Annotated in this window: 18 protein-coding genes; 13 read left to right on the top strand and 5 right to left on the bottom strand. The window is 74.2% G+C overall.

Annotated elements, in window-relative coordinates:
• Both ACZ3YL_RS33480 and ACZ3YL_RS33475 read left to right on the top strand, forming a co-directional pair.
• Nucleotides 1-1,227: pseudouridine synthase (locus ACZ3YL_RS33480; protein WP_465661083.1), on the top strand; the 1,227-nt coding region annotated here is incomplete at its 5' end.
• Between the two features lie 226 nt (nt 1,228-1,453).
• Complete coding sequence (locus tag ACZ3YL_RS33475; protein WP_188307449.1) at nt 1,454-2,461, top strand: helix-turn-helix domain-containing protein; 1,008 nt, start codon at nt 1,454-1,456, stop codon at nt 2,459-2,461.
• Nucleotides 2,462-2,502: 41 nt separating this feature from the next.
• Here ACZ3YL_RS33475 and ACZ3YL_RS33470 read toward each other — a convergent pair whose 3' ends face one another.
• Genes ACZ3YL_RS33470 through ACZ3YL_RS33460 form a run of 3 tightly spaced genes read right to left on the bottom strand, consistent with a single transcriptional unit; the run spans nt 2,503 to nt 6,720 of the window.
• Nucleotides 2,503-2,865, bottom strand: a complete 363-nt coding sequence (locus ACZ3YL_RS33470; protein ID WP_188307450.1) for a DUF952 domain-containing protein — start codon at nt 2,863-2,865, stop codon at nt 2,503-2,505.
• Between the two features lie 54 nt (nt 2,866-2,919).
• Entirely contained in the window at nt 2,920-4,467 is a 1,548-nt protein-coding gene (locus ACZ3YL_RS33465) for a mucoidy inhibitor MuiA family protein (protein ID WP_465661081.1), read from the bottom strand.
• 3 nt (nt 4,468-4,470) lie between these two features.
• Nucleotides 4,471-6,720 carry a DUF4139 domain-containing protein gene (locus ACZ3YL_RS33460; RefSeq protein WP_465661079.1) on the bottom strand — a complete coding sequence of 750 codons (2,250 nt, stop codon included), beginning with the start codon at nt 6,718-6,720 and terminating at the stop codon, nt 4,471-4,473.
• A 431-nt stretch (nt 6,721-7,151) separates the two neighbouring features.
• Between ACZ3YL_RS33460 and ACZ3YL_RS33455 the strand changes: the two genes are divergently transcribed.
• From ACZ3YL_RS33455 to der, 5 genes are all read left to right on the top strand, one after another.
• The gene (locus ACZ3YL_RS33455) at nt 7,152-8,237 is read left to right on the top strand and encodes a prephenate dehydrogenase (RefSeq protein WP_465661077.1); all 1,086 of its coding nucleotides are present in this window, start codon (nt 7,152-7,154) and stop codon (nt 8,235-8,237) included.
• Between the two features lie 54 nt (nt 8,238-8,291).
• On the top strand, nt 8,292-9,410 hold the full coding sequence (locus ACZ3YL_RS33450; RefSeq protein WP_317620852.1) for a DUF4419 domain-containing protein: 1,119 nt from the start codon (nt 8,292-8,294) through the stop codon (nt 9,408-9,410).
• Nucleotides 9,407-10,789, top strand: a complete 1,383-nt coding sequence (locus ACZ3YL_RS33445) for a DUF4419 domain-containing protein (RefSeq protein WP_188302234.1) — start codon at nt 9,407-9,409, stop codon at nt 10,787-10,789. The genes ACZ3YL_RS33450 and ACZ3YL_RS33445 overlap by 4 nt, the downstream gene beginning before the upstream one ends.
• A gap of 200 nt (nt 10,790-10,989) precedes the next feature.
• On the top strand, nt 10,990-11,727 hold the full coding sequence (cmk, locus tag ACZ3YL_RS33440; RefSeq protein WP_188302233.1) for a (d)CMP kinase: 738 nt from the start codon (nt 10,990-10,992) through the stop codon (nt 11,725-11,727).
• 147 nt (nt 11,728-11,874) lie between these two features.
• Entirely contained in the window at nt 11,875-13,329 is a 1,455-nt protein-coding gene (gene der, locus ACZ3YL_RS33435) for a ribosome biogenesis GTPase Der (protein ID WP_188302232.1), read from the top strand.
• A 122-nt stretch (nt 13,330-13,451) separates the two neighbouring features.
• Here the strand turns inward: der and ACZ3YL_RS33430 are convergent, their stop codons facing one another.
• Both ACZ3YL_RS33430 and ACZ3YL_RS33425 read right to left on the bottom strand, forming a co-directional pair.
• Nucleotides 13,452-14,150 (bottom strand): hypothetical protein, encoded by a 699-nt coding sequence (locus ACZ3YL_RS33430; RefSeq protein WP_465661075.1) that lies wholly within the window; start codon nt 14,148-14,150, stop codon nt 13,452-13,454.
• 205 nt (nt 14,151-14,355) lie between these two features.
• Nucleotides 14,356-15,174, bottom strand: a complete 819-nt coding sequence (locus ACZ3YL_RS33425; protein ID WP_465661073.1) for a hypothetical protein — start codon at nt 15,172-15,174, stop codon at nt 14,356-14,358.
• A gap of 596 nt (nt 15,175-15,770) precedes the next feature.
• On the opposite strand from ACZ3YL_RS33425, the gene ACZ3YL_RS33420 reads away from it, so the two are divergent.
• The 6 genes from ACZ3YL_RS33420 (at nt 15,771) to ACZ3YL_RS33395 (ending at nt 21,451) form a co-directional block, all read left to right on the top strand.
• Entirely contained in the window at nt 15,771-16,556 is a 786-nt protein-coding gene (locus ACZ3YL_RS33420) for a transglycosylase family protein (RefSeq protein WP_465661071.1), read from the top strand.
• 230 nt (nt 16,557-16,786) lie between these two features.
• A complete protein-coding gene (locus ACZ3YL_RS33415; protein WP_317620850.1) occupies nt 16,787-17,158 on the top strand; it encodes a transglycosylase family protein in 372 nt (123 codons plus the stop codon).
• A 58-nt stretch (nt 17,159-17,216) separates the two neighbouring features.
• Nucleotides 17,217-17,984, top strand: coding sequence for an alpha-ketoglutarate-dependent dioxygenase AlkB family protein (locus ACZ3YL_RS33410; RefSeq protein ID WP_465661110.1), 768 nt, complete (start codon nt 17,217-17,219; stop codon nt 17,982-17,984).
• 172 nt (nt 17,985-18,156) lie between these two features.
• On the top strand, nt 18,157-19,017 hold the full coding sequence (locus ACZ3YL_RS33405; RefSeq protein ID WP_188302228.1) for an acyl-CoA thioesterase: 861 nt from the start codon (nt 18,157-18,159) through the stop codon (nt 19,015-19,017).
• 188 nt (nt 19,018-19,205) lie between these two features.
• Nucleotides 19,206-19,994 (top strand): DUF1684 domain-containing protein, encoded by a 789-nt coding sequence (locus ACZ3YL_RS33400; protein ID WP_188302227.1) that lies wholly within the window; start codon nt 19,206-19,208, stop codon nt 19,992-19,994.
• Nucleotides 19,995-20,173: 179 nt separating this feature from the next.
• Entirely contained in the window at nt 20,174-21,451 is a 1,278-nt protein-coding gene (locus ACZ3YL_RS33395) for an MFS transporter (RefSeq protein ID WP_188302264.1), read from the top strand.
• Nucleotides 21,452-21,580 lie beyond the last annotated feature (129 nt).

The following is a 21,580-nucleotide window of genomic DNA, read 5'->3' as shown; positions in this document are numbered from 1 at the left end:
CGTGGCGGTTCGTACGGTGGCGGCTCGGGCTCCGGTTCGGGTTCGCGTGGCGGTTCGTACGGTGGCGGCTCGGGCTCCGGCTCGGGTTCGCGTGGTGGTTCGTACGGCGGTGGCTCGGGCTCCGGCTCCGGCTCGCGCGGCGGCTCGTACGGCGGCGGTTCGGGCTCCGGCTCGGGTTCGCGTGGCGGTTCGTACGGGCGGGACGGCGGACGCCGGGACGACCGGCGGGACGACCGCAGCTACCCGGACCGCCCGCTGCGGCCCGAGGAGCGCAGGTACGACCGCCCCGAGTACGGCGGCGGCCCGAACGCCACCCCGGCCCGCGGTGGCTTCGCCGGCCGTCGGCCCAGCCCGGCCCCGCGCCCGCGCCGGGAGGGCCAGGGCGCCCCGGGCGACCCGCGCCGCCAGCCGCAGCGCTCGCGCGAACTGCAGGCCAAGATCGAGGACGCCGTCCTGGCCCGGCACGACAAGCCGGCCGTCAAGCTGCCCAAGACCTTCGGCGAGCCCGAGGGCGAGCGCCTGCAGAAGGTGCTGGCCCGGGCCGGCATCGGCAGCCGGCGCGCCTGCGAGGAGCTGATCGAGCAGGGCCGGGTCGAGGTCAACGGCAAGCAGGTCACCGAGCAGGGCAAGCGGGTCGACCCGGAGAAGGACGAGATCAAGGTGGACGGCCTGACCGTCGCCACCCAGTCCTACCTGTTCTTCGCGCTCAACAAGCCGGCCGGCGTCGTCTCCACCATGGAGGACCCGGACGGGCGCCAGTGCCTGGGCGACTACGTGACCAACCGGGAGACCCGGCTGTTCCACGTCGGCCGGCTGGACACCGAGACCGAGGGCATCATCCTGCTCACCAACCACGGCGAGCTGGCCCACCGTCTCACCCACCCCAAGTACGGCGTGACCAAGACCTACCTGGCCGCCATCCAAGGCCCGATCCCGCGTGACCTGGGCAAGCGGCTGGCCCAGGGCGTGGAGCTGGAGGACGGCTACGCGCGCGCCGACAGCTTCAAGGTGATCTCCAACGTCGGCAAGAACTACCTGGTCGAGGTGACCCTGCACGAGGGTCGCAAGCACATCGTCCGGCGGATGCTGTCCGAGGTCGGCTTCCCGGTGGAGAAGCTGGTGCGCACCCACTTCGGTCCGATCGCGCTCGGCGACCAGAAGTCGGGCTGGCTGCGCCGGCTGACCAACCCGGAGGTCGGCCAGCTGATGCGCGAGGTCGGCCTGTAAGGGTCCGGCTTCTTCAGCGGTTGTTCGTCGGAGGGTCCCCCGCCCGTGGTGGCGGGGGACCCTCCGACGTGTGTGTGAGCCGGGACGCAACCGCTGGTCACGGCCTTGTCAGCGCCATGATCCGTGGCCGAGGATGGCCACCGGACCACTGCCCCGCCGTGTGGCGGGACTGCGCCAGCACCGGCGCCGGAGGGGTGGTCCGGGGCGAACAGGGGGAGACGGCGTCGTGTCCGATGCAGCACTGGGACGGTCCGCCGGACACGCGCTCGGCCCGTTGGGACTGGCCGAGCCGGACGGACAGGTGTACGCGGCGCTGGTCGCCAGTCCGCAGTCCACCGCGGAGGAGCTGGCCGGGAGCTGCGGCCTGACGCTCCAGCAGAGCGTGCGCGCGCTGGACCGGTTGGCGCAGCAGGGGATGGCCACCCGGGCGCCGGTGGACCGGGAGCGCTACCTGCCGGTCGCTCCGGACGTGGCGATAGGGACCCTGATCGGCCACCGGGAGTCCGAACTGCGCAGCGCCCGGGCCGAGATGCACCGGCTGATGGACGCCTTCCGGGAGGCCTCGCGCTACACCGACCCGGCGCACTCGGTGGAGGTGCTGACCGGTGGCGAGGCGATAGCCCAGCGGCTGGAGCACATCACCGGGAGCAGCCAGTACCAGGTCCGCGGCTTCGACCGCCCGCCGTACATCCAGGACCCGGTGGCGGCGATGCCGCAGCAGCGGCGGCGGCTGCGGGAGGGGCTGCGGTTCCGGACCATCTACGACCGGGAGGCGGTGGCCTGGCCCGGTCGGCTGGAGCGGAACATCCTGGTCGGCGTCGCGGACGGCGAGGAGGCCCGGGTGCGGCCGACGCTGCCGATGAAGATGATCATCTCGGACGACCGGATGGCGATCATCCCGATCAGCGTCGGCGACAGCGTGCTGGACGCGGCCTACGTGATCCACCCCTCGGCGCTGCTTCAGGCGCTGGACACCCTGTTCGAGGCGGAGTGGGAACGCGCCGTGCAGCTGCAGGCCGCGATCGGCACCGGGGACGCCTCGGCGGAGCCGGACGCCGACCACCGCAAGCTGCTCGGCCTGCTGGCCGCCGGGCTGACCGACGAGTCGATCGCCCGCTCGCTGGGCTGGAGCGCCCGGACCACCCAGCGGCGGCTGCAGGCCCTGATGCGCTCGCTGGGCGCCACCACCCGCTTCCAGGCCGGGATGGCGGCCCGGGAGCGGGGGTGGCTCTAGGGTCTCTGCCCATCGGATCCGGACGCCTGGCCGGACGCCGTTCAGCTCCAGGGGCTGAGGGAGGCCCAGCGGCCGTCCGGGCCGCGCTCGACCTTTTCCAGGCCGAGCACGGCGGAGCGGTTCAGCCGCCCGTAGATGTGCGGGAAGAGGACGCCCGGGGTGGCCCCCGGCGGCGGGGCGCCGTGCGCGGCCTCCCACTTCACCATCGGCTCCACCAGTGCCTCCTCGATCAGCAGCACCATCAGCGGGTCCGGGGTGTCGGTGAAGAAGGCGTTGGCCACCGCGAGCGCCGTCTGCTCGTCCGCCGAGCAGTGGATGAACCCGTCGGTGAGCAGTGAGGCGGTGGCGTACGGGCGGCCGGGGTCGGACAGCCAGTCGTCCAGGGGGGCGAGATGGAGGATCATGTTCCTTTTGTACCCGCTTTCCGGTCCTGAGCGGTCGTCACGGGCCCTCCGGCGTCACAGCCCGGCCACCTTGGCGGAGGCGGAGACCTCGTACACCAGGGTGAGGCTGCGGCGGGCGCCCGGGCCGAGCGGGACGTCCCAGCGGACGATGCCCTCGGCGTCGAGCGAGTCCGGCGCCGGGGAGCACTCCTCCTTGCGCAGCCGCACCTCGACCGCGGCCACCTCGGAGACCGGCACCCGTTCACGCACCGTGACCAGCCGCTCGTCCCGCTCCTCCGGGCCGGAGAAGCGGGACAGGTGCAGCCGGACGGTGCGGGTGGTGGTCTGGCGGCCGCTCAGCGCGGCGCTGCTCCGGCGTTCGTCCGTCTCGCGGACCACCCGGTAGTCGTCCGTGCTGCCGAAGGACAGCTCGGCGTCGGCGCCCGCGGCGGTGAAGCGCAGCTCGCCGCGACCGGTGAAGCCGCTGCCGCGCACCAGCTCGACCGGGCCGGCCAGCAGCGGGTGCCCGGCCGTGTTGCGGAACCGGACCACCTGGGTGACCAGCGGGGACAGCTCCGGGGCGCAGGCGTACTCGCTGCCCGCCGGGCCGGTGAAGGCACCCAGCGGGACCCGGTGCGCCCGGCCGTCGGAGCGGACGGTGGCCGGGGCGGGGGCGGGCAGCACCCGGACCTCGCCGCCGTCGTCCAGGCCGGGGACGGCGGCGCCCGGGCCGAGGGTGCCGACCTCCTCCTCGCGCAGCTCGACGTCGACCGTGCGGCGCTCCTCGTCGGTGCGCTCGCGCAGGGTCAGGACGTCCTCGGTGAGCGCGGGCGGGTCGGTGGCGAGGGCGGAGCGGGCGGTGGAGAAGGTCAGCCGGGCGCCGGTCCAGTCCTCGCCGGTGCGCTGCCAGACCACCGCCTCCGACTCCAGGCGCAGGCTGCCGGCGTCCAGGGTGGCGCGGTACGAGGGGCGCCACAGGGCGCAGGGCACGAGGTGGTGGACGGTCAGCCCGGCCGGGCCGGGGCGCTCGGCCTCGACGGTGAGCTCCAGGTGGGCGTGCAGCTCGGCGGGCTCCTCCTCGGCCGCGTCCAGGGCCAGCAGGGCCTGGGAGCGCTCCTGGTCCACGCGGCGCAGCCGGGAGCGGGTGGCGCGCAGTTCCTCGCCGTAGCGCTCACGCTCGGCGTCCACCCGGTCCAGCTCGCGGGCCCAGCGGGTGCGTTCGATCTCGCCGCCGCCGGCGCCCTCGCCGATCTCGCGCAGCAGGTCCGCGGAGAGCTGGGCGAGCAGGGCGAGCCGGGCCTCCAGCCGGGCGCGGGTCTGGTCCGCCAGCCGCGACTCGGCCTCCAGCGCGTGCAGCCGGTGGCGCAGCGCGGAGTCCGCCGGGCCGGGTGGCAGCGGGGCGCGCGGGGTCCAGGTGCGCACCAGCCGGGCCTCCAGCACCCGGGTGCCGGGGTCGGCGGCCTCGACGCGCAGGGTGCGGTCCACGGCCAGGGCGGTGAGCGGGCCCAGCCGCAGCCGCTGGACGCCCCCGGTGAGCTCGACCGTCACCGAGCGTTCGACCTGGGCGCGGTCCTCCAGGCAGGTGACGGCGGTGACGGGGAGGGGGACGGTCTCTTCGGTCATCTGTCAGTTCCTCCGGTTTCCGCCGACGATGGCCTTTCCGGCCGGGATCTTGATCTGGTAGCCGCCGTCCAGCTCGGTGCGGCCGCCCGGTGGCAGTTCGACCCGCCAGAGCCGGGTGCCGGCCGGGCACTCCGGGGTCGGGACGGCCGGGGCCTGCCAGTCGGCGCGCTCCTCGATCCGGATCTCGGCGTCGGAGGCGACGGGCACGCGCTCGCGGACCTCGACCGTGACGGCGCGGCCGAGCCGGTTGGCCAGCTGGACGTGCACCCGGTGGTCGAGCACGGTGCTGTTGCCCTTCAGCATGCCGGTGGCGGACTCGTGCAGCTCGGTCCGGCGCGCCACCTCGATGCTCTCGGTGACGCCGATGCCCAGGCTTCTGGTGCCGCCCGGGGCGAGGGTCGGCAGGGCGGCGGTGAGCAGGAACTCGTCGTCCACGGTGACCTCCACCGGGCCGGCCAGCACGGCGCGGTCGGTGCGGTTGACGAGCACCAGGGTCGCGTACACCTTCGCCTCGACGGCGGGGACGGTGACGTACTCGGGGCGGACGGAGAGCGGGACGCCGTCCACCGTGACGGTGTGCCAGGTGCCGTCGGACGGGATGTCGGCGCGGGCCGCGGCGTCGAAGCGGTGGTCGAAGGAGCCGGCCGACTCCCGGGGCGGGACGGCGTGGCGGGGGAGGGCGAGGCGGGCCAGGCGGCCGCCCTCGCGGCCGCCGGGCAGCAGCTGCGCCAGCTCGTCGCGCTCGACCCGGGCCGGGGTGGGGCGCAGGGTGCCGCGCCGGCCGGAGGGGTCGTCGGGGCCGGCCAGCTGGAGGTCGGGGTAGTCGAGCAGGACGGCTTCCGGCGCGAATCCGGTGGCCGGGGGCGGGGCCGCGCTGCGGCGGCGGGCGCGGCGGGACTCCTCGGGCGGGGCGCCGCCGAAGGCCTGGGGCATGGGGGCGCCGCCGGGGGCCTGGGGCATCGGGGCGCTGAGTGCGGGCGGGGTGCCGTAGCCGGCGAATCCGGGCGGCGGGGGTGCGGATTCCTGGACGCTGAGCGAGCCGCCGCCGGAGGGGCCGGCGGGGGCGGCCTCGTCCGGGAGGAACTCGGGGCCCGGGCCGGTGGGGCGGGCGCCGCCGGGGCGGGCCGCGAGGCGCTGGGCGGCCTTGGCGGCCAGGGTCGGGACCGGGACCGGGGGCGGGACCGGGACCGGGGCGACGGGGCCGCGGGTGAGGGGGCGGTGGGTGAGGGGGCGGTGGGTGGCGGGGCGGTCGGCGGCGGCCGCGTCGTAGCCGGTGAAGAGGTCGGACAGGCCGGCCGGGGGCTCGCGCCAGCCGGAGGGCGGCGGGGCGGGCTGGCTGCGGCCGATCCGCAGTGAGGCGAGTCTGGGCAGGTCGGTGCGGCGTTCCAGGTCGGCGGTGGAGAGGGCGAGCCGGACGCCCGTCCAGTCCTCGCCGGTGTACTGGGCGACGGCGGCGCGCAGGACCAGGTGGGCGGTGTCGTCGCCGGTGCGGTGGCTGAGGCGGTAGGTGGGCACCCAGCGGGCGGTGGGGACGCCGTACTCCAGTTCCAGCTCGACCGGTTCGGTGCCGGTGCTGGTGCCGGGGGTGCCGGGGGTGCCGGGCGTGGTGGTCAGGGTGAGCAGGACGGTGTCGGTGGCCTGGACCGGTTCGGTCCGCTCGGCGGTGGACGCGCGGTCCAGCCGGTCGGCGGCCAACTGGCGCTCGTGGTCGGCGAGTTCGATCTCCCGGGTGAGCCGCTCGGCGCGCTCCTGGAGGCCGGCCAGCCGCTCGTCGACGAAGTCGGCGAGCTCCAGCCAGGCCTCGGCCGGGGTGCGGCGCAGTGGTTCGTCGGGGCGGCGCTGCGGTGGGACGGCGCGCAGGGCGGTGGTCTCGGCGATCGCGGCCTGGACCAGCCGGTGGCGCTCGTTCAGCGCGCCCTGGCGTTCCATGGCCTCGTCCAACTCGCGTCGCAGTACTGGGAGTTCGCCGGGCTCGTGGAGTTCGGTGAGGGTTTCCAGTCGGGCCTCGACGACCGCCGTGCCGGCCGGGCCGGCGAGCACCCGGGCGCGCAGCGAATCGGCGTGCAGCGAGTCGGGCAGGCCGGTCAACCGCAGCCGTCCGTCGGGCGGGACCGGGACGGTGGCCCGGCGCCGGCACACCGCGCCCTCGGCGTACACCACGACGGAGTCCAGGGCGGACGGGTGGGCCGGTACGGCCGGCGGTTTCGACGGCCCGGTGTGACTGCTGTGCTGATCGTCCCGCTGGTCGTCCATGCGCAACCCCTTTGTTCGCGTCCGGTGTGCCGCGGCTCGCCCCGCCGTCCCCCTCGGGCGGCCAGTCTGCCCCGCGCGGGGCCGGGCGTCGCCGGATTTCCCGGGGCACGGCGTGTGCACTGTGTGGGACGGGGGGCGGGGCGCCGCGGTTGCCGGAGGTGGGGGCCGTCGGCGCGGTTGCCGGGGACGAGTTGTCGGCGGGGTTGCCGGCGGCGTTGCCGACGGGGTGACTGCCGGGGTTGCCGGGGGCGGGGTTACCGGAGTTGTCGGCGGGGTTCTCGGGGTCGGGGGTTTCGGGGGACCGTCGGGTGGGAGGATGGGCCCGGGTGTTCCCGGCCGACTCCGGTACCTGTCGCGACACCGGCACCTGTTGAGAACCGCCAGTGACAAACCGTCCAGTCGAGAACCGTGATCGAGGAGAGCCACCCGCCATGCGCACTGCCGTCGTCGTCGGCACCGGCCTGATCGGCACCTCCGCAGCCCTGGCCCTGGCCGCCCGCGGGCTGACCGTCCATCTGGAGGACGCGGACCCGGACGCGGCCCGCACCGCCGAGTCGCTCGGCGCCGGCACCACCGAACCGGCCGAGGGCCCGGTCGACCTGGCGATCATCGCCGTCCCGCCGGCGCTGGTCGGCAAGGTGCTGGCGGACTGCCAGCGCCGCAACCTGGCGCACTGGTACACCGACGTGGCCAGTGTGAAGTCCGGTCCGGGCAGCGAGATCGCCGCGCTCGGCCTGGACACCGTCCACTACATCGGCAGTCACCCGATGGCCGGCCGCGAGCGCTCCGGGCCGCTGGCCGCCCGTGCCGACCTGTTCGAGGGCCGCCCCTGGGTGCTCACCCCGACCGCCGACACCGACACCGACACGCTCAACGCCGCGCTGGAGCTGGTCGCACTGTGCGGCGCGATGCCGATCGTGATGGACGCGGACGCGCACGACCGGGCCGTGGCCCTGGTCTCGCACGCCCCGCAGCTGGTCTCCTCGCTGGTCGCGGCCCGGCTGGAGCACGCCGACGAGACGGCCATAAGGCTGTCCGGCCAGGGCGTACGCGACGTGACCCGGATCGCCGCCTCCAACCCCGGGATGTGGGTCGACATCCTGTCCGCCAACGCGGGCGCCGTCGCCGACGTGCTGGAGGACGTCGCCGGCGACCTCGGTGAGACCGTCAGCGCGCTGCGCGCCCTGGCGGCGGAGGAGGAGGGCATCCGCCGCTCCGGTGCCGAGGGCATCGAAGCGGTGATGCGGCGCGGCAACACCGGGCAGGCCCGCATCCCCGGCAAGCACGGCGCCCCGCCCACCCGGTACGAGACCGTCTCGGTGGTGCTCGGCGACCAGCCGGGCGAGCTGGGCCGGCTGTTCGGGGAGGTCGGCGAGGCCGGGGTGAACATCGAGGACGTCCTGATCGAGCACTCGGACGGGCAGCAGGTCGGCTTCGTCCAGCTGTCGGTGGCGCCGACGGCCGTCAAGCGGCTCACGGTGGCGCTGCGCGCGAGTGGGTGGAGCGTTCGGGACTGACCCACCCGTCGGGTGCGGTGGTCGGGCGGCGGGCCGGGTGGTGAGGGGGCGGGCGTGATCATCGAGTTGCCGCTGGGGGAGACCCGGTACGGGTTCGCCGGGGAACCGGTGGACCTCGGGAACGAGCGGTTCCTGCGGGCGGTGGTGGGCGGGGAGTTCCTGGTCCGCCACCGCAGCGTGTCGGCGATGGTCGAGCGGCCCCGGCCGCAGCCCGCCCGGCCGGAGTTCGTCGAGGCGTTCGCGGAGCCGGCGTTCGCGGAGCCCGAGCCGACCTGCAGCCTGCTGCTGCGCGCCGCCCACGCGGCCTTCGCGGAGCACCTGCCGCTCAGCCTGTCGCCGGACGTGCTCTGGTACGCGGTGGTGCACGAGGTCGCGGTGCACGTACGGATGTACCCGCCGCGCTACCGGGCGCTGTTCGGCGCGGCGGACCGGTCGCGGACGCTCGTCGTGCGGGACGACTCGCTGGCGGGGCCGGACGCCACCGGCCGGGACGCCGACTGGGCGCGGTCGGTGCGGCTGGTCCGGGAGCCGCTGGCGGCGGTACTGGGGGAGGAACTGGTCGAGCTGTTCCAGCCGTCCTTCTCCACCACCACGCCGGACGACGTCTCCTCGGCGCTGGTGGCGCTGATGGACGTGGTCAGCCCGTACTACGCCTTCCGCTGGGAGACCCGCTGCGGCATCCCGCGGATCCGGCTGGAGGGCACCGCTGAGGACTGGGCGCTGCTGGCGGCCCGGGTGGGCGCGCTGGCGGAGCGCTTCGACTGGCTGGCGCCGTGGTTCGCCGGGCTGCGCCCGGTGGTTGCGGAGATCGCGGCCACGGCGGCCGGCGGGCCGGTGGACGAGGGCTTCTGGCGCTCGCTGTACAAGTGGGAGTCGGTGTCCGGCGGGCCGCTGGTGACGGGCTGGCTCACCGCCTTCTTCGCCCACACCCAGTCCCCGGACGGGCCCAGGCTGCGGCAGACCTTCGACTGGCGGGCGGCGGCACGCTCGCCGTACCACCGGGACGCCTTCGCGGTGAACGACTTCCCCTCGCACCTGTCCACGGTGCCGTTCCTGTGGGATCGTCTGGGCGTCGAGCAGTCGATGATCTTCGTCGGCGGGGTGCTCGGGATCGAGCGGGACGGGGAGTACCTGCGGCCCCGGCTTGGGCACGCGGTGCTGGAGGTGCGGTGATCATCGAGGTTGCGCTCGGGGACGGGCGGGAGCCTGGGGATGTCGCGGAGCTGGAGGTCGTCGGGAACGACGGCTTCCTGGCGGCCGTGGTCGGTGGGTCGTTCAGCGTCCACCACCGCAGTACGGGGACGCTGCTGGCGGCGCCGAAGGAGTACGAGCCGGAGCTCGCCGAGCCGGAGCCGACCTGGAGCCTGCTGCTGCGCGCCGCGCACATCGCCTTCGCGGAGCACCTGCCGCTCAGCCTGTCGCCGGACGTGCTCTGGTACGCGGTGGTGCACGAGGTCGCGGTGCACGTCCGGCTGAACGCGGAGAAGTACGAGGGGCTGTTCAGCGCCACCCCCGGCGAGAAGCGGACCATCCAGGTCAGGGACGACAGCCTGCTGGACGCCGACCCGGACTGGGCGCGGTCGATCCGGCTGGTCCGGGAGCCGCTGGCGAAGGAGATCGGGCCGGAGCTGGTGGAGCTGTTCCAGCCCTCCTTCTCGACCACCACGCCGGACGACGTCTCCTCGGTGCTGGTCGCGCTGATGGACGTGGTCAGCCCGTACTACGAGTTCCGCTGGATCTCGATGTGCGGCATCCCGCGGATCCGGCTGGAGGGCACGGCCGAGGACTGGGCGCTGCTGGCGCGGCGGGCCGGGGAGCTGGCGGAGTGGTTCGAGCCGCTCGGGCCGTGGTTCGCCGGGCTGCGCCCGGTGCTGGCGGAGATCGCGGCCACGGCGGCCGGCGGGCCGGTGGACGAGGGCTTCTGGCGCTCGCTGTACAAGTGGGAGTCGGAGTCCGGCGGGGACTTCGTCTCCGGCTGGATCACCGCCTTCTTCGCCCACACCCTGACCGAGGCGGGGCCGGAGCCGCGCACGAGCTTTCAGTGGCGGGACGGGCGGGTGCGGTTCACCGAGAACGCCTTCCCCTCGCATGTCTCCAAGGTGCCGTTCGTGTGGGAGCGCCTGGGCGTCGAACGGTCGATGGCCTTCGTCGGCGGGGTGCTCGGGATCGAACGGGACGGCGTGTACGTACGGCCCCGGCTCGGGAACGCGGTGCTGGAGGTGCGGCGGGAGCCGGTGGACCCGGCGGCCGCGCAGGCGGCGCTGGCGGCGGCCCAGCTGCCGGAGGGGTGGACCATCGAGCGGGTGCGGGAGGTCAGCGGGTCGCAGTGGGCCAGGCTGGTGAGGACGGACGGCATCTCCGTCAAGGACGTGCGGGGCGAGCCCCTGGGCGGGGCGGTCGCCTTCATCCGCTTCTCGTTCTTCTGCCTGGTCCGGTGCGCGGACGACGACGATTGGCACCTCGGGCTTCAGACGTCGGACGGTGTGGTGCACCTGGAGGGCTCGTGCGGGCCGGACCTGGCGGGCGCGCTGGCGTCGGCGTCCTCGTGGTGACCGGGTGCTTGTGGTGACCGGGTGCTTGTGGTGACCGGGCGGTTGTGGTGACCGGGCCGCTTGTGGTGACGGGGCCGCTTGTGGTGATCGGGCCGCTTGTGGTGACCCGCCCGGGACGGGGTTCGGCGGCGGTCCATTAACCTTGAGGGAGACAATCCCCGGCCGTCCGCCCGCGCAGGCGTCGGCTTCCATGCCTCAGCATGCTCAGAGAGAGGTTCGCCCCCGTGGACACTGCCGACCGAGCGCACGCCCCGGTCGTCGTCGCCATCGACGGACCCTCCGGCTCCGGCAAGTCGACCGTCTCTCGGGCGGTCGCCGCCCGGCTGGGCCTGAGCTTCCTGGACACCGGCGCCATGTACCGGGCGATGACCTGGTGGATGCTGGCCAACGACGTGGACGTCGACGACCCGGAGGCGGTGGCCGTCGCGTGCGGCAAGCCCGTCATCGTGTCCGGTACGGACGCGGACGGGCCGACGATCACCGTCGACGGCCAGGACGTCTCCGGTCCGATCCGGGGCCCCGAGGTGACGGCGCAGGTCAGTGCCGTCTCCGCGGTGCCGGCGGTGCGGGCCCGGCTGGTGGAGCTGCAGCGCGGCTGCGCCGAGGTCGCGGAGCGCGGCATCGTCGCCGAGGGCCGGGACATGGGGACCGTGGTGTTCCCGCAGGCCACCGTCAAGGTGTTCCTGACCGCCTCCGAGGCGGCCCGCGCCGGGCGCCGGGCGGCCGAGCTGCGGGCCAAGGGCGTCGATGAGGCGACCATCACCGCGATGGCCGCCGACCTCGCCCGCCGCGACGCCGCCGACTCCTCGCGGGAGACGGCGCCGCTGGCCCAGGCCGCGGACGCGGTGCTGGTGGACACCAGCGAGCTCACCCTGGAGCAGGTGATCGGCCGGATCACCGCGCTGGTGGAGGAGCGGGCCGGACTGTCACCGGTCTGATCGGCCGATCGGTCTGACCATCTGATCTATTGAACGAACCGCGGGCCGTCGAGGCGCCGCGGAAGAAACCATCGCGCTGCCCCGACGGGGCAGGTACGCACGGCACGCCCCTGGGAAGGGCCGGGCCGGGAAACGGAACAGACGAACATGACCGCAGAGCACGCCGCCACCGGACCCGGTGACCTGGACGCCGCCGACTACGCCGAGTACATGGCCCTCGCCGCCGAAGAGGGCTTCGACCTCGACGGCTTCGACGGCATGGACGGCGCCGAGCACGTCCGGCTGCCGGTGCTGGCCGTCGTCGGCCGCCCGAATGTCGGCAAGTCGACCCTGGTGAACCGCATCATCGGCCGCCGTGAGGCCGTCGTCGAGGACAAGCCGGGCGTCACGCGCGACCGGGTCACCTACGAGGCCACCTGGAACGGCCGCCGTTTCAAGGTGGTCGACACCGGCGGCTGGGAGATCGACGTCCTCGGCTTGGACGCCATGGTGGCCGCCCAGGCCGAGCTGGGCATCGAGCAGGCCGACGCGGTGCTGTTCGTGGTGGACGCCAAGGTCGGCGCCACCGACACCGACGAAGCGCTGATCAAGCTCATCCGCCGGGCGGGCAAGCCGACCGTCCTGTGCGCCAACAAGGTCGACGGCCCGTCCACCGAGGCCGAGGCCGCCTACCTGTGGTCGCTGGGCCTGGGCGAGCCGTTCCCCGTCTCCGCCCTGCACGGCCGCGGCTCCGGCGACCTGCTGGACGCCGTCATGGACGCGCTGCCCGAGGCCCCGCCGCAGACCTTCGGCGACGCCGGCCCCGGCGGCCCGCGCCGGATCGCGCTGATCGGCCGGCCCAACGTCGGCAAGTCCAGCCTGCTGAACAAGGTCGCCGGGGAGGAGCGGGTGGTCGTCAACGAGCTGGCCGGCACCACCCGCGACCCGGTCGACGAGATGATCGAACTCGGCGGCAAGACCTGGAAGTTCGTGGACACCGCCGGTATCCGCCGCCGGGTCCACCTGACCGCCGGCGCCGACTTCTACGCCTCGCTGCGTACCTCCGCCGCGCTGGAGAAGGCCGAGGTCGCGGTCGTCCTGGTCGACGCCAGCGAGACCCTCGCCGAGCAGGACACCCGGATCATCTCGATGGCCGTCGAGGCCGGGCGCGCCGTCGTCATCGCCTACAACAAGTGGGACCAGCTCGACGAGGAGCGCCGCTTCTACCTGGAGCGCGAGATCGAGCGCGACCTCGTCCAGGTGCAGTGGGCCCCGCGCGTCAACGTCTCGGCCAAGACCGGCCGGCACATGGAGAAGCTCGTCCCGGCGATCGAGACCGCGCTGGCGGGCTGGGAGACCCGCGTCACCACCGCGCGCCTGAACGCCTTCCTCGGCGAGCTGGTCGCCGCCCACCCGCACCCGATCCGCGGCGGCAAGCAGCCGCGCGTCCTGTTCGGCACCCAGGCGGGCATCCGCCCGCCGCGCTTCGTGCTGTTCGCCTCGGGCTTCCTGGAGGCGGGCTACCGGCGCTTCATCGAGCGCCGGCTGCGCGAGGAGTTCGGCTTCGTGGGGACGCCGATCTCGATCTCGGTGCGGGTTCGGGAGAAGCGCAAGAAGAAGTAGGCAGAACGCACTTGAGGGCTCCGTCACCGGTGGTGGTGGGGCCCTCGGGCGTTTCTCGCGGGGGCGGGGTGTGATGGCGGCGGTCGGTGGTGGTCGCCCCTCGCGGGGTGTGACGGCGGCGGTCAGTGGTGGTCGCCGACGCGGCCCGGGGGGAGCGAGAGCATCTGGCGGTGGCGGCCGCCGGTGGGGGACGGGGCGGTGGCCAGGCCGGTGGCCGTGCCCAGCACCGGGGACGGCGGCGGCGGCGGCGGGGCGGGCACCGTGTGCGGGACCGCGCCGAGGTAGCCGGCGGCGACCCAGCCCTGGCCGTTGGTGAACTGGGGGGAGGGGGGGACGGCCTGGCCGTGGCCGTCGCTGGTGGCGGCGGTGGCAGCGACGGGCTCGGGGTGGGCGTGGCCGTGGCCGTGGGGTGGGGCGTACGGGCGGGACTGGCCGTGATTCTGACCGTGACTCTGACCGTGACTCTGGGCGTGATTCTGGCCGTGGGAGTGCTGCGACTGCGTCGGCATGAACTGGGGGAGGCCGGACGGCTGGCCCGCGTGGGTGTGGAAGGTCTGGTGCTGCGGGGGCGGGTACGGGCGCTGCTCGCCGAGCAGTGGGTAGCCGTCGCGGATCGCGAAGCCGGTGAACCTCAGGTCCTCCTCGCCCGAGCGGTCGCCGGGCAGGGCGCGGAACAGCCGTCGGTACTCGGAGTACAGCTCGTCGTAGATCGGGGTCGTCGAGTGCGGGTGCTCCGCGTCGTACGACGGGCGCATGCTCGGGATCGAGCGGGGGGCGGTGGCCGACCGTCCGGCGGGTGCGGAGACGTCGTAGCTGTACACGTAGGGGCCAACGAGTGAGAGGCGGCGGGGATGCGGGGGCGTTCGGCGTACGGAACGGGGGTGGGGGCGCGGCGGGGGTGCGGTCGTCGGGGCGCGGTGGGTGCGGGTGGGCGGGGTGGCGCGGGGCCGGGGATGGCGGGCGTCGGACGGGTGGCCGCTGCCGGGTCGTGCAGCGGCCACCCGTCCGACGCGCCGGAGCGGAGGATCAGGTGCCGGCCAGCGGGAGGGAGGCGGCGACCACCTGGCCCAGCGCCACCGCCCGCTCCAGCGCCTGGCGCAGCAGGTCCTCGCGGGGCTGACGGCCGACCATGCCGGCCGGGACGGCGTACATGGTGACCTCGGAGAGCTGGCTGGCCGCCATCCGCCAGGCGTCGGTGACCTGGAGCGGCTGGTGCGCCTGCCACCAGCCGGTGCTGCCGCCGGCCGCGGCGGGCTGCAGGATCGCGTGCAGCTTGCCCATGGCGACCAGGACCGACCAGCCGGGCAGCTGATCCGGGGTCTCGTCGAGGTCGGTGACCGACTGGAAGCCCGCGTCCTGGAGCAGGTCGAGGAACTCGTCCTCACCGGAGGTGCTGCCCGGGCGGCCGACCGGGCCGGTGGGCTCGACCACGAGGGAGGCGTGGCCGACCTTGCCGTGCAGGACGAGGCCGCAGGTGATGCCGAGGATGGCGGCCTGGCCGGGGGCGGTCGGCTGGGCCGGGGACCCGACGGGGGTGGTGGGGGCGGCGAGGTCCGGGGCCGCGGGCTGGGACTGGTTGATGCTGCGGACGGCGCCGACCAGTTGTTCCTCGGCCACCGGTACCACCTGGGAGGGGATGCAGCGGGCGTGGGCGAAGGCCAGGACGGCGGTCTCGTCGCCGACGAACAGCACCGTGCTGGTGGGCTCCACGTGGGTGTCGCCGGGGGTGCGGCAGGAGGTGCATTCGTAGCCGTCGGGGGCGCGGTCGCCGCCGAGCAGGCGGTCGGCCTCGTCGTCGCCGATCTCGGACCGGACCTCGTCGCTGACGTCGAGCATGCGCGGCACAGGGTCTCCTCGGATGGGTGCGGATGGGGTCATGGGGGCGGACTCGGGGAGGTCGCCATGCCCAACGGGCCCCTGTGTCAGGCGTCACGGGTGCCCGGCGAGGGTGACGGGAATTGCCCCGGATCCGACCGCGCCGCGTGTTCTCGTGGTCGCAATCTGTCGATGTCGGTGACGGGACTGCCGGAATGAAGCGGTGAGGTGAGTCACGCTGCTTCGACGTTTGATCTAGGAATCAATGGCTAAAGCGGACAATTCGGGCATGAATATGCGGCCCTTACCGCCGGTAACCCTTCGCTGAGCTGGGCAGACCGGTGGAGTTTTGGTTTCCCCGCCGACCGGCTCGTAGCTTCTTGGACGGCGCAACGAGCGCCACCCGGGCTCACCCCCGACGCACCGCCCCCCGGGCCCCGGCCGGGCGCGGCAGGTGCCCGCCGACGCGATCGCTCGAACGGATCGTCCCGGCGAGCGGCTGGGTGGCCAGGGCGGCAGCGGCACGTCCGACACGTGCACGGCCGTCCGACGGACGCGGCAAGCGAACGCGGCCCTCCCCAGGGTCTGGTTCCGCATGCCCGCCCGGGGCTGTCGAGAGGAACCTCATGACCTTCCGTAACGAGAACGCCGCTGCCACCACCACCGCCGCCACCAAGCGCAACCGCGTTCGGATGGCCGTCGTGGCGGGCGCCGCTGTCGCGGCCCTGCCGGTGGCCGGCCTCGTCACGGCCACCTCGGCCTCCGCCGCCCCCGTCTCCACCTGGGACTCCGTCGCCCAGTGCGAGAGCGGCGGCAACTGGGCCATCAGCACTGGCAACGGCTTCTACGGCGGCCTGCAGTTCACCTCCAGCACCTGGGCTGCCTACGGCGGCACCGCCTACGCCGCGCAGGCCAACCAGGCCACCAAGGCGCAGCAGATCGCCGTCGCCGAGAAGGTCCTCGCCTCGCAGGGCCCCGGCGCCTGGCCGGTCTGCTCCGTCAAGGCGGGCCTGACCAAGGGCGGAGCCCCGGCCGCCGTCGACACCTCGGCCGGCTCCACCGCCGCCAAGCCGGCGCAGACCCCCGCGCCGAAGACCGCCACCCCGAAGGCCGCCGCTGCCCCGAAGGCCGCCGCTGCCCCGAAGGCTGACGCCGCGCCGAAGACCGCTGCGCCGAAGGCTGACGCCGCGCCGAAGACCGACGCCTCGTCGAAGAAGGACGCCGCCAAGTCCTGGAACGGCTCCAACGACGCCAAGCCGGCCAAGGGCGACTACACCGTCAAGTCCGGTGACACCCTGAGCTCCATCGCCGCTGCGCAGGGCCTGGACTGGCACGACCTGTACAAGAACAACGCCAAGGTCATCGGTGGCAACCCGGACCTGATCCTCCCGGGTCAGACCCTGAGCATCTGAGCATCTGGGTGTCTCGGCGTCTGGGCAACTGAGTATCTGGGCAACTGGGCGTCTGGGCTCTGCTGAGCTGACCGCCCGTCTGGTCACCGATGCTCGTTCGTCACGGCCGTTCCTCCGCCACGCGGGGGAGCGGCCGTCGACGTTTCCGGCGTGTCGGGGCGGGGTGGTGTCCGGGGTCTCTAGGGTCGGCTGCCGTGCCGCATTCATGTGATGAACGGACAAGCCGGACCGTGATCCGGCTGGGCGCCGTCGTGGCAGTGGTGATGGCTGTGGTCTCGGGCGGCGTACGGGCCGGCGCGGCGGTGCGGGTCGCGGACCTCGTCTGGGACGAGCTCGCCGACTGTGAGAGCGGCGGCGACTGGCGGGCCGACACCGGGAACGGCTACTACGGCGGCCTGCAGATCCGACCGACCACCTGGGCGGAGACCGGCGGGCTGCGCCTCGCCGACCGGCCCGACCATGCGAGCCGGCGGGAGCAGACCACGGTCGGGGAGGAGATCCTGCGGCAGCAGGGGTGGGAGGCCTGGCCGTCCTGCGCGCGGGAGCTGGGGATGATCGCGCCCGGGCCCGTGGCGGGGGCGCGGGTGCTTCCCGGGGCTTGAAGGCCTGCTGTTCGGGCTGGCGGTGGGCGTGGGCGCGGTGCGGGAGGATGGTGGGGTGATCCAGGGTGAGCTGTTCGACGACCTGCCCGGGGAGCGCCCGACCGGGCAGGCCGCCCGGCTGCGGTCCGAGCCCGCCCCGGGGGCCGTGCTGCTCCCCGACTGGCTGGACCGGGCCGCACAGCTGCGGCTGGTCGCCGCCTGCCGGGAGTGGGCCCGCCCGCCGGCCGGACTGCACAGCGTGCGGATGCCCACCGGCGGCGTGATGTCGGTGCGGATGGTGAGCCTGGGCTGGCACTGGTACCCCTACGGGTACGCGCGGACCGCCGAGGACGGCACGCCCGTCAAGCCGTTCCCGCCCCTGCTCGGGGAACTCGCCCGGCGGGCGGTGGCGGAGGCGTACGGAGAGCGGGTCGCGGAGATCGCGGGCGCGGCGGCGTACGAGCCGGACACCGCGATCGTCAACCACTACCCGCACGGCGCCAAGATGGGCCTGCACCAGGACCGGGACGAGCGGGTGGACGCGCCGGTGGTCTCGCTCTCCCTGGGCGACACCTGCGTCTTCCGGCTCGGGAACACCGAGACCAGGAACCGGCCGTGGACCGATCTGGAGCTGCGCAGCGGGGACCTGCTGGTGTTCGGCGGGCCGGCCCGGTTCGCGTACCACGGGGTGGTGCGGACACTGCCGGGGGACGTCGGGGTGGGGGACGACGGGGCGGGGGACGTGGAGGCGGGGGACGACGGGGCGGGGCAGGCGGATCCGGGGTCGGGGCTGGGGTTGGTCGGGCGGCTCAACATCACGGTGCGGCAGTCGGGGCTGGGGGCGTAGTGGCGGGGCGCCCCGTCCCGCGTTCCCGATTCGTTTACTCGTTCGAGTGAACCGGCCGCTCGGGGCCGGTGAGCGGGAATGTCCTGGGTCGCCGGAGAATTGTCGCCGGAGCAGTCGAGTGAGCTGAGGAGCTCGATCGGCATCGACCGGAACCACGAGAGGGAGCGCGCGCATGGGTACCCCCGTCGACGACCTCGTCGATCTGCTCGACCTGGAGCAGATCGAACTGAACATCTTCCGCGGGCGCAGCCCCGAGGAGGCACTGCAGCGCACCTTCGGCGGCCAGGTCGCCGGACAGGCGCTGGTCGCGGCAGGGCGCACGATCGATGACGCGCGCCCCGTCCATTCGCTGCACGCGTACTTCCTACGCCCCGGGGTGCCCGGCGTCCCGATCGTCTACCAGGTCGACCGGCTCCGCGACGGCCGCTCCTTCAGTACCCGCCGGGTGCTCGCCATCCAGGGCGGCCGGTCGATCTTCTCGCTCACCGCCGACTTCCACAGACCGGAGGAAGGCAGTATCGAGCACCAGTACCCGATGCCGGACGTCCCGGCGCCCGAGGAACTGCCCAGCGCCCTGGACGAAGTCGGCTCCCGGCTCGGCGAGCTGCCCCCGTTCATCAGCCGCCGCCAGCCCTTCGACATCCGCTACGTCGAGCGGCTGCGCTGGAACAAGGAGGATCTGGTCGGCGTCGAGGCGCGCAGCGGCGTGTGGCTGCGCACCAACGGCCCGCTGCCGGACGACCCACTGATACACGTCTGCGCCCTCACCTACGCCAGCGACATGACGCTGCTGGACGCCGTCCGCGCCCCCGTCGAGCCGCTCTGGGGTACCCGGCACTTCGACATGGCCTCGCTCGACCACGCGATGTGGTTCCACCGGCCGTTCCGGACCGACGACTGGCTGCTCTACCAGCAGGAGTCCCCGATCGCCCACGGCGCGCGCGGCCTGGCCCGCGGGCAGCTCTACGACCGGAACGGGCAGCTGGTGGTGTCGGTGGTGCAGGAGGGCTTGTTCCGGCCGCTGAAGGGCTGATCGCGGATCTCTGCCCCCTGTTGCCGCCGCATTGCGGTCCTTTGCGTTCCCTTGCGGTCTCCTTACGGGTGTGACGGCTTGCCGGGGACGGGGAATGATCCGTACCGGCATGCGGTGTTGTGCAGGATGACCGATACGGACGGCCCGAACAGCGGGCCGTCCGCGGACCGGACCGGGAGGGTTGACCGATGACGGCGACGGCCGCGGAGGACTGGAAGCACTGGAGTGACGGGCGGGCGGCGTCGGTGAGCGCACCGCACGGCCAGCTCGCACTCACCGGCACGCACTGGCTGGAACCCGAGCCGGCCGAGGTGCCGGGCCTGCCCGGGCGCTGGTGGGCCGACGCCGAGGGCGTCCGGGTCCGGGCCACGGCCGCCGACGGCATCACTGTCGAGGGCGCCGACGGGCCGGTCGACGGGGAGGTGCTGCTGCGCCCGGACACCGACCCGGCCGCCGACACCGCCACCCTGGGCGACCTGCTGCTCGTCCCGATCGAGCGGGAGGGCGAACTCGCCCTGCGGGTCTTCGATCCGTCCTCGCCCCGCCGGACCGGCTTCGCCGGCATCTCCGCCTATCCCTACAAGCCCGAGTGGGCCGTGTCCGCCGTCTACACCCCCTTCGAGGACGAGGGGCAGTCGGTGGTCGTCCCGAACGCCGACGGCAAGGACCGGCCGCTGGCCGTCACCGGCCGGATCGAGTTCACGGTCGCCGGTGAGCACCGCACCCTGACCGTCAGCCGCTCCGGCCCGCGCCTCACCGGCGTCATCGCCGATGCCACCAGCGGTGTCGACACCTACCGCTTCCGCTTCATCACCCTGCCGGCGCCCGACGCGCAGGGCCGGACCGTCCTGGACCTCAACCGGGCCTACCTGCCGCCCTGCGCCTTCGCGGACCACTTCATCTGCCCGTTCCCGCCACCGGGCAACCGGCTGGACTTCGCGGTGGAGGCGGGCGAGAGGCAGGTGCTCAGCCGGTAGGGCCCGGGGCCGGGGCTTGGGACTTGGGGGCCGGGGAGGGTCGGTCGGTCGGGCGGGGGTGCGGGCGGGACGGGCCCCGGTGTCGGGCGCGGCGGGGGTCGGGACAACCATGGACCGTTGTGACGACCAACCAACCCCCTGATACCCCGACCGACGCCGCCTCCGCTCCCCTCGCCCCGCTGCCCGCCCCGCTGTCCGCCCCGCCGCCCGTCCCACCGTCCGCCCCCTGGTACCGGCGGGCCTTCGCCGACCTCAGCCCCCTGCGCGACCACCCCGACTACCGGCGGGTCTGGACCGGGCAGGCGGTGTCCTCCATAGGCCAGCAGATGACCTCCGTGGCCGTCTCCGTCCAGGTCTACGACCTGACCGGCTCCGCCTTCGCGACCGGCCTGGTGGGCCTGTTCTCGCTCGTCCCGCTGGTCGCCTTCGGCCTGTACGGCGGTGCGATCGCCGACACCGTCGACCGGCGCAAGCTCGGCCTGACCGGCTCGGCGGGCCTGGCCGCCGTCTCCGCCCTGCTCGCCGCGCAGGCCCTCGCCGGGCTCGGCCTGGTGGCCGTCCTCTACGCCGCCGTCGCCGTCCAGGCCAGCTTCTTCGCGCTCAGCTCGCCCGCCCGATCCGCGATGGTCCCCCGGCTGGTCCCCGCCCACCAGCTCCCGGCGGCGAACGCCCTGAGCACCGTCAGCATGAACCTCGGCCTCACCATCGGCCCGATGCTCGGCGGCGTCCTGATCGGCGCCTTCGGCGCCCAGGCCGCCTACCTCGTCGACACCGTCGCCTTCACCGGCACCCTCTACGCCATGTGGCGCCTGCCCGCGATGCGGCCACAGGGCCCGCGCAAGGGCCGCGCCTCCGTCCTCGACGGCCTGCGCTTCCTGCGCGAGCAGCCCAACCTGCGCACCAGCTTCCTCGCCGACCTGGCCGCGATGATCTTCGGCATGCCGCGCGCCCTCTTCCCGGCGATCGCCGCCACCTTCTACGCCGGCGACGCCCGCACCGTCGGCCTCCTCGTCTCCGCCCCGGCCGTCGGCGCCCTGATCGGCGCGCTCTTCTCCGGCTGGGTCAGCCGGATCCACCGCCAGGGCGCCGCGATCCTCGCCGCCGTCTCCGCCTGGGGCCTCGCCATCGCCGCCTTCGGCGCCCTCCACAACCTCTGGCTCGGCCTCCTCCTGCTCGCCGTGGCCGGCTGCGCGGACACCGTCAGCATGATCTTCCGCAGCACGATGATGCAGGTCGCGGCTCCCGACGAGATGCGCGGCCGCCTCCAGGGCATCTTCATCGTCGTCGTCGCCGGCGGCCCCCGCCTCGGTGACTTCGAATCCGGCACCGTCGCCGCCCTCAGCAACCCCGCCACCTCCGTCATCACCGGCGGCCTCGCCTGCGTCGCCTGCGTCCTCCTCCTCGCCGCCCGCCGCCCGGCCTTCCTCACCTACGACGCCCGCCACCCGACCCCCTGACCCACCGCCCCACCCCACCCCCGAAACCTGGCAGCGAGCACCCCCCGACGTGCTGTATTGTTTTCCACGTCGCCGGGAACCGGCGACAAGGTCGAGAAGCCAACCGGCAAGGCCCCCCAGGCCCCACCG

The sequence above is a fragment of the Kitasatospora sp. NPDC023176 genome, from assembly GCF_055560495.1.
The sequence above is the reverse complement of the archived record's forward strand: the minus strand, read 5'-3'. Positions and strand labels throughout refer to the sequence as shown.

Coding starts and splice junctions, on each gene's coding strand:
- ACZ3YL_RS33470 (WP_188307450.1), bottom strand. CDS start 2,865: ATGATCCTCCATCTCGCCCCCCTGGACGACTGGCTGTCCGACCCCGGC.
- ACZ3YL_RS33465 (WP_465661081.1), bottom strand. CDS start 4,467: ATGACCGAAGAGACCGTCCCCCTCCCCGTCACCGCCGTCACCTGCCTG.
- ACZ3YL_RS33460 (WP_465661079.1), bottom strand. CDS start 6,720: ATGGACGACCAGCGGGACGATCAGCACAGCAGTCACACCGGGCCGTCG.
- ACZ3YL_RS33455 (WP_465661077.1), top strand. CDS start 7,152: ATGCGCACTGCCGTCGTCGTCGGCACCGGCCTGATCGGCACCTCCGCA.
- cmk (WP_188302233.1), top strand. CDS start 10,990: ATGCTCAGAGAGAGGTTCGCCCCCGTGGACACTGCCGACCGAGCGCAC.
- der (WP_188302232.1), top strand. CDS start 11,875: ATGACCGCAGAGCACGCCGCCACCGGACCCGGTGACCTGGACGCCGCC.
- ACZ3YL_RS33420 (WP_465661071.1), top strand. CDS start 15,771: ATGACCTTCCGTAACGAGAACGCCGCTGCCACCACCACCGCCGCCACC.
- ACZ3YL_RS33405 (WP_188302228.1), top strand. CDS start 18,157: ATGGGTACCCCCGTCGACGACCTCGTCGATCTGCTCGACCTGGAGCAG.
- ACZ3YL_RS33400 (WP_188302227.1), top strand. CDS start 19,206: ATGACGGCGACGGCCGCGGAGGACTGGAAGCACTGGAGTGACGGGCGG.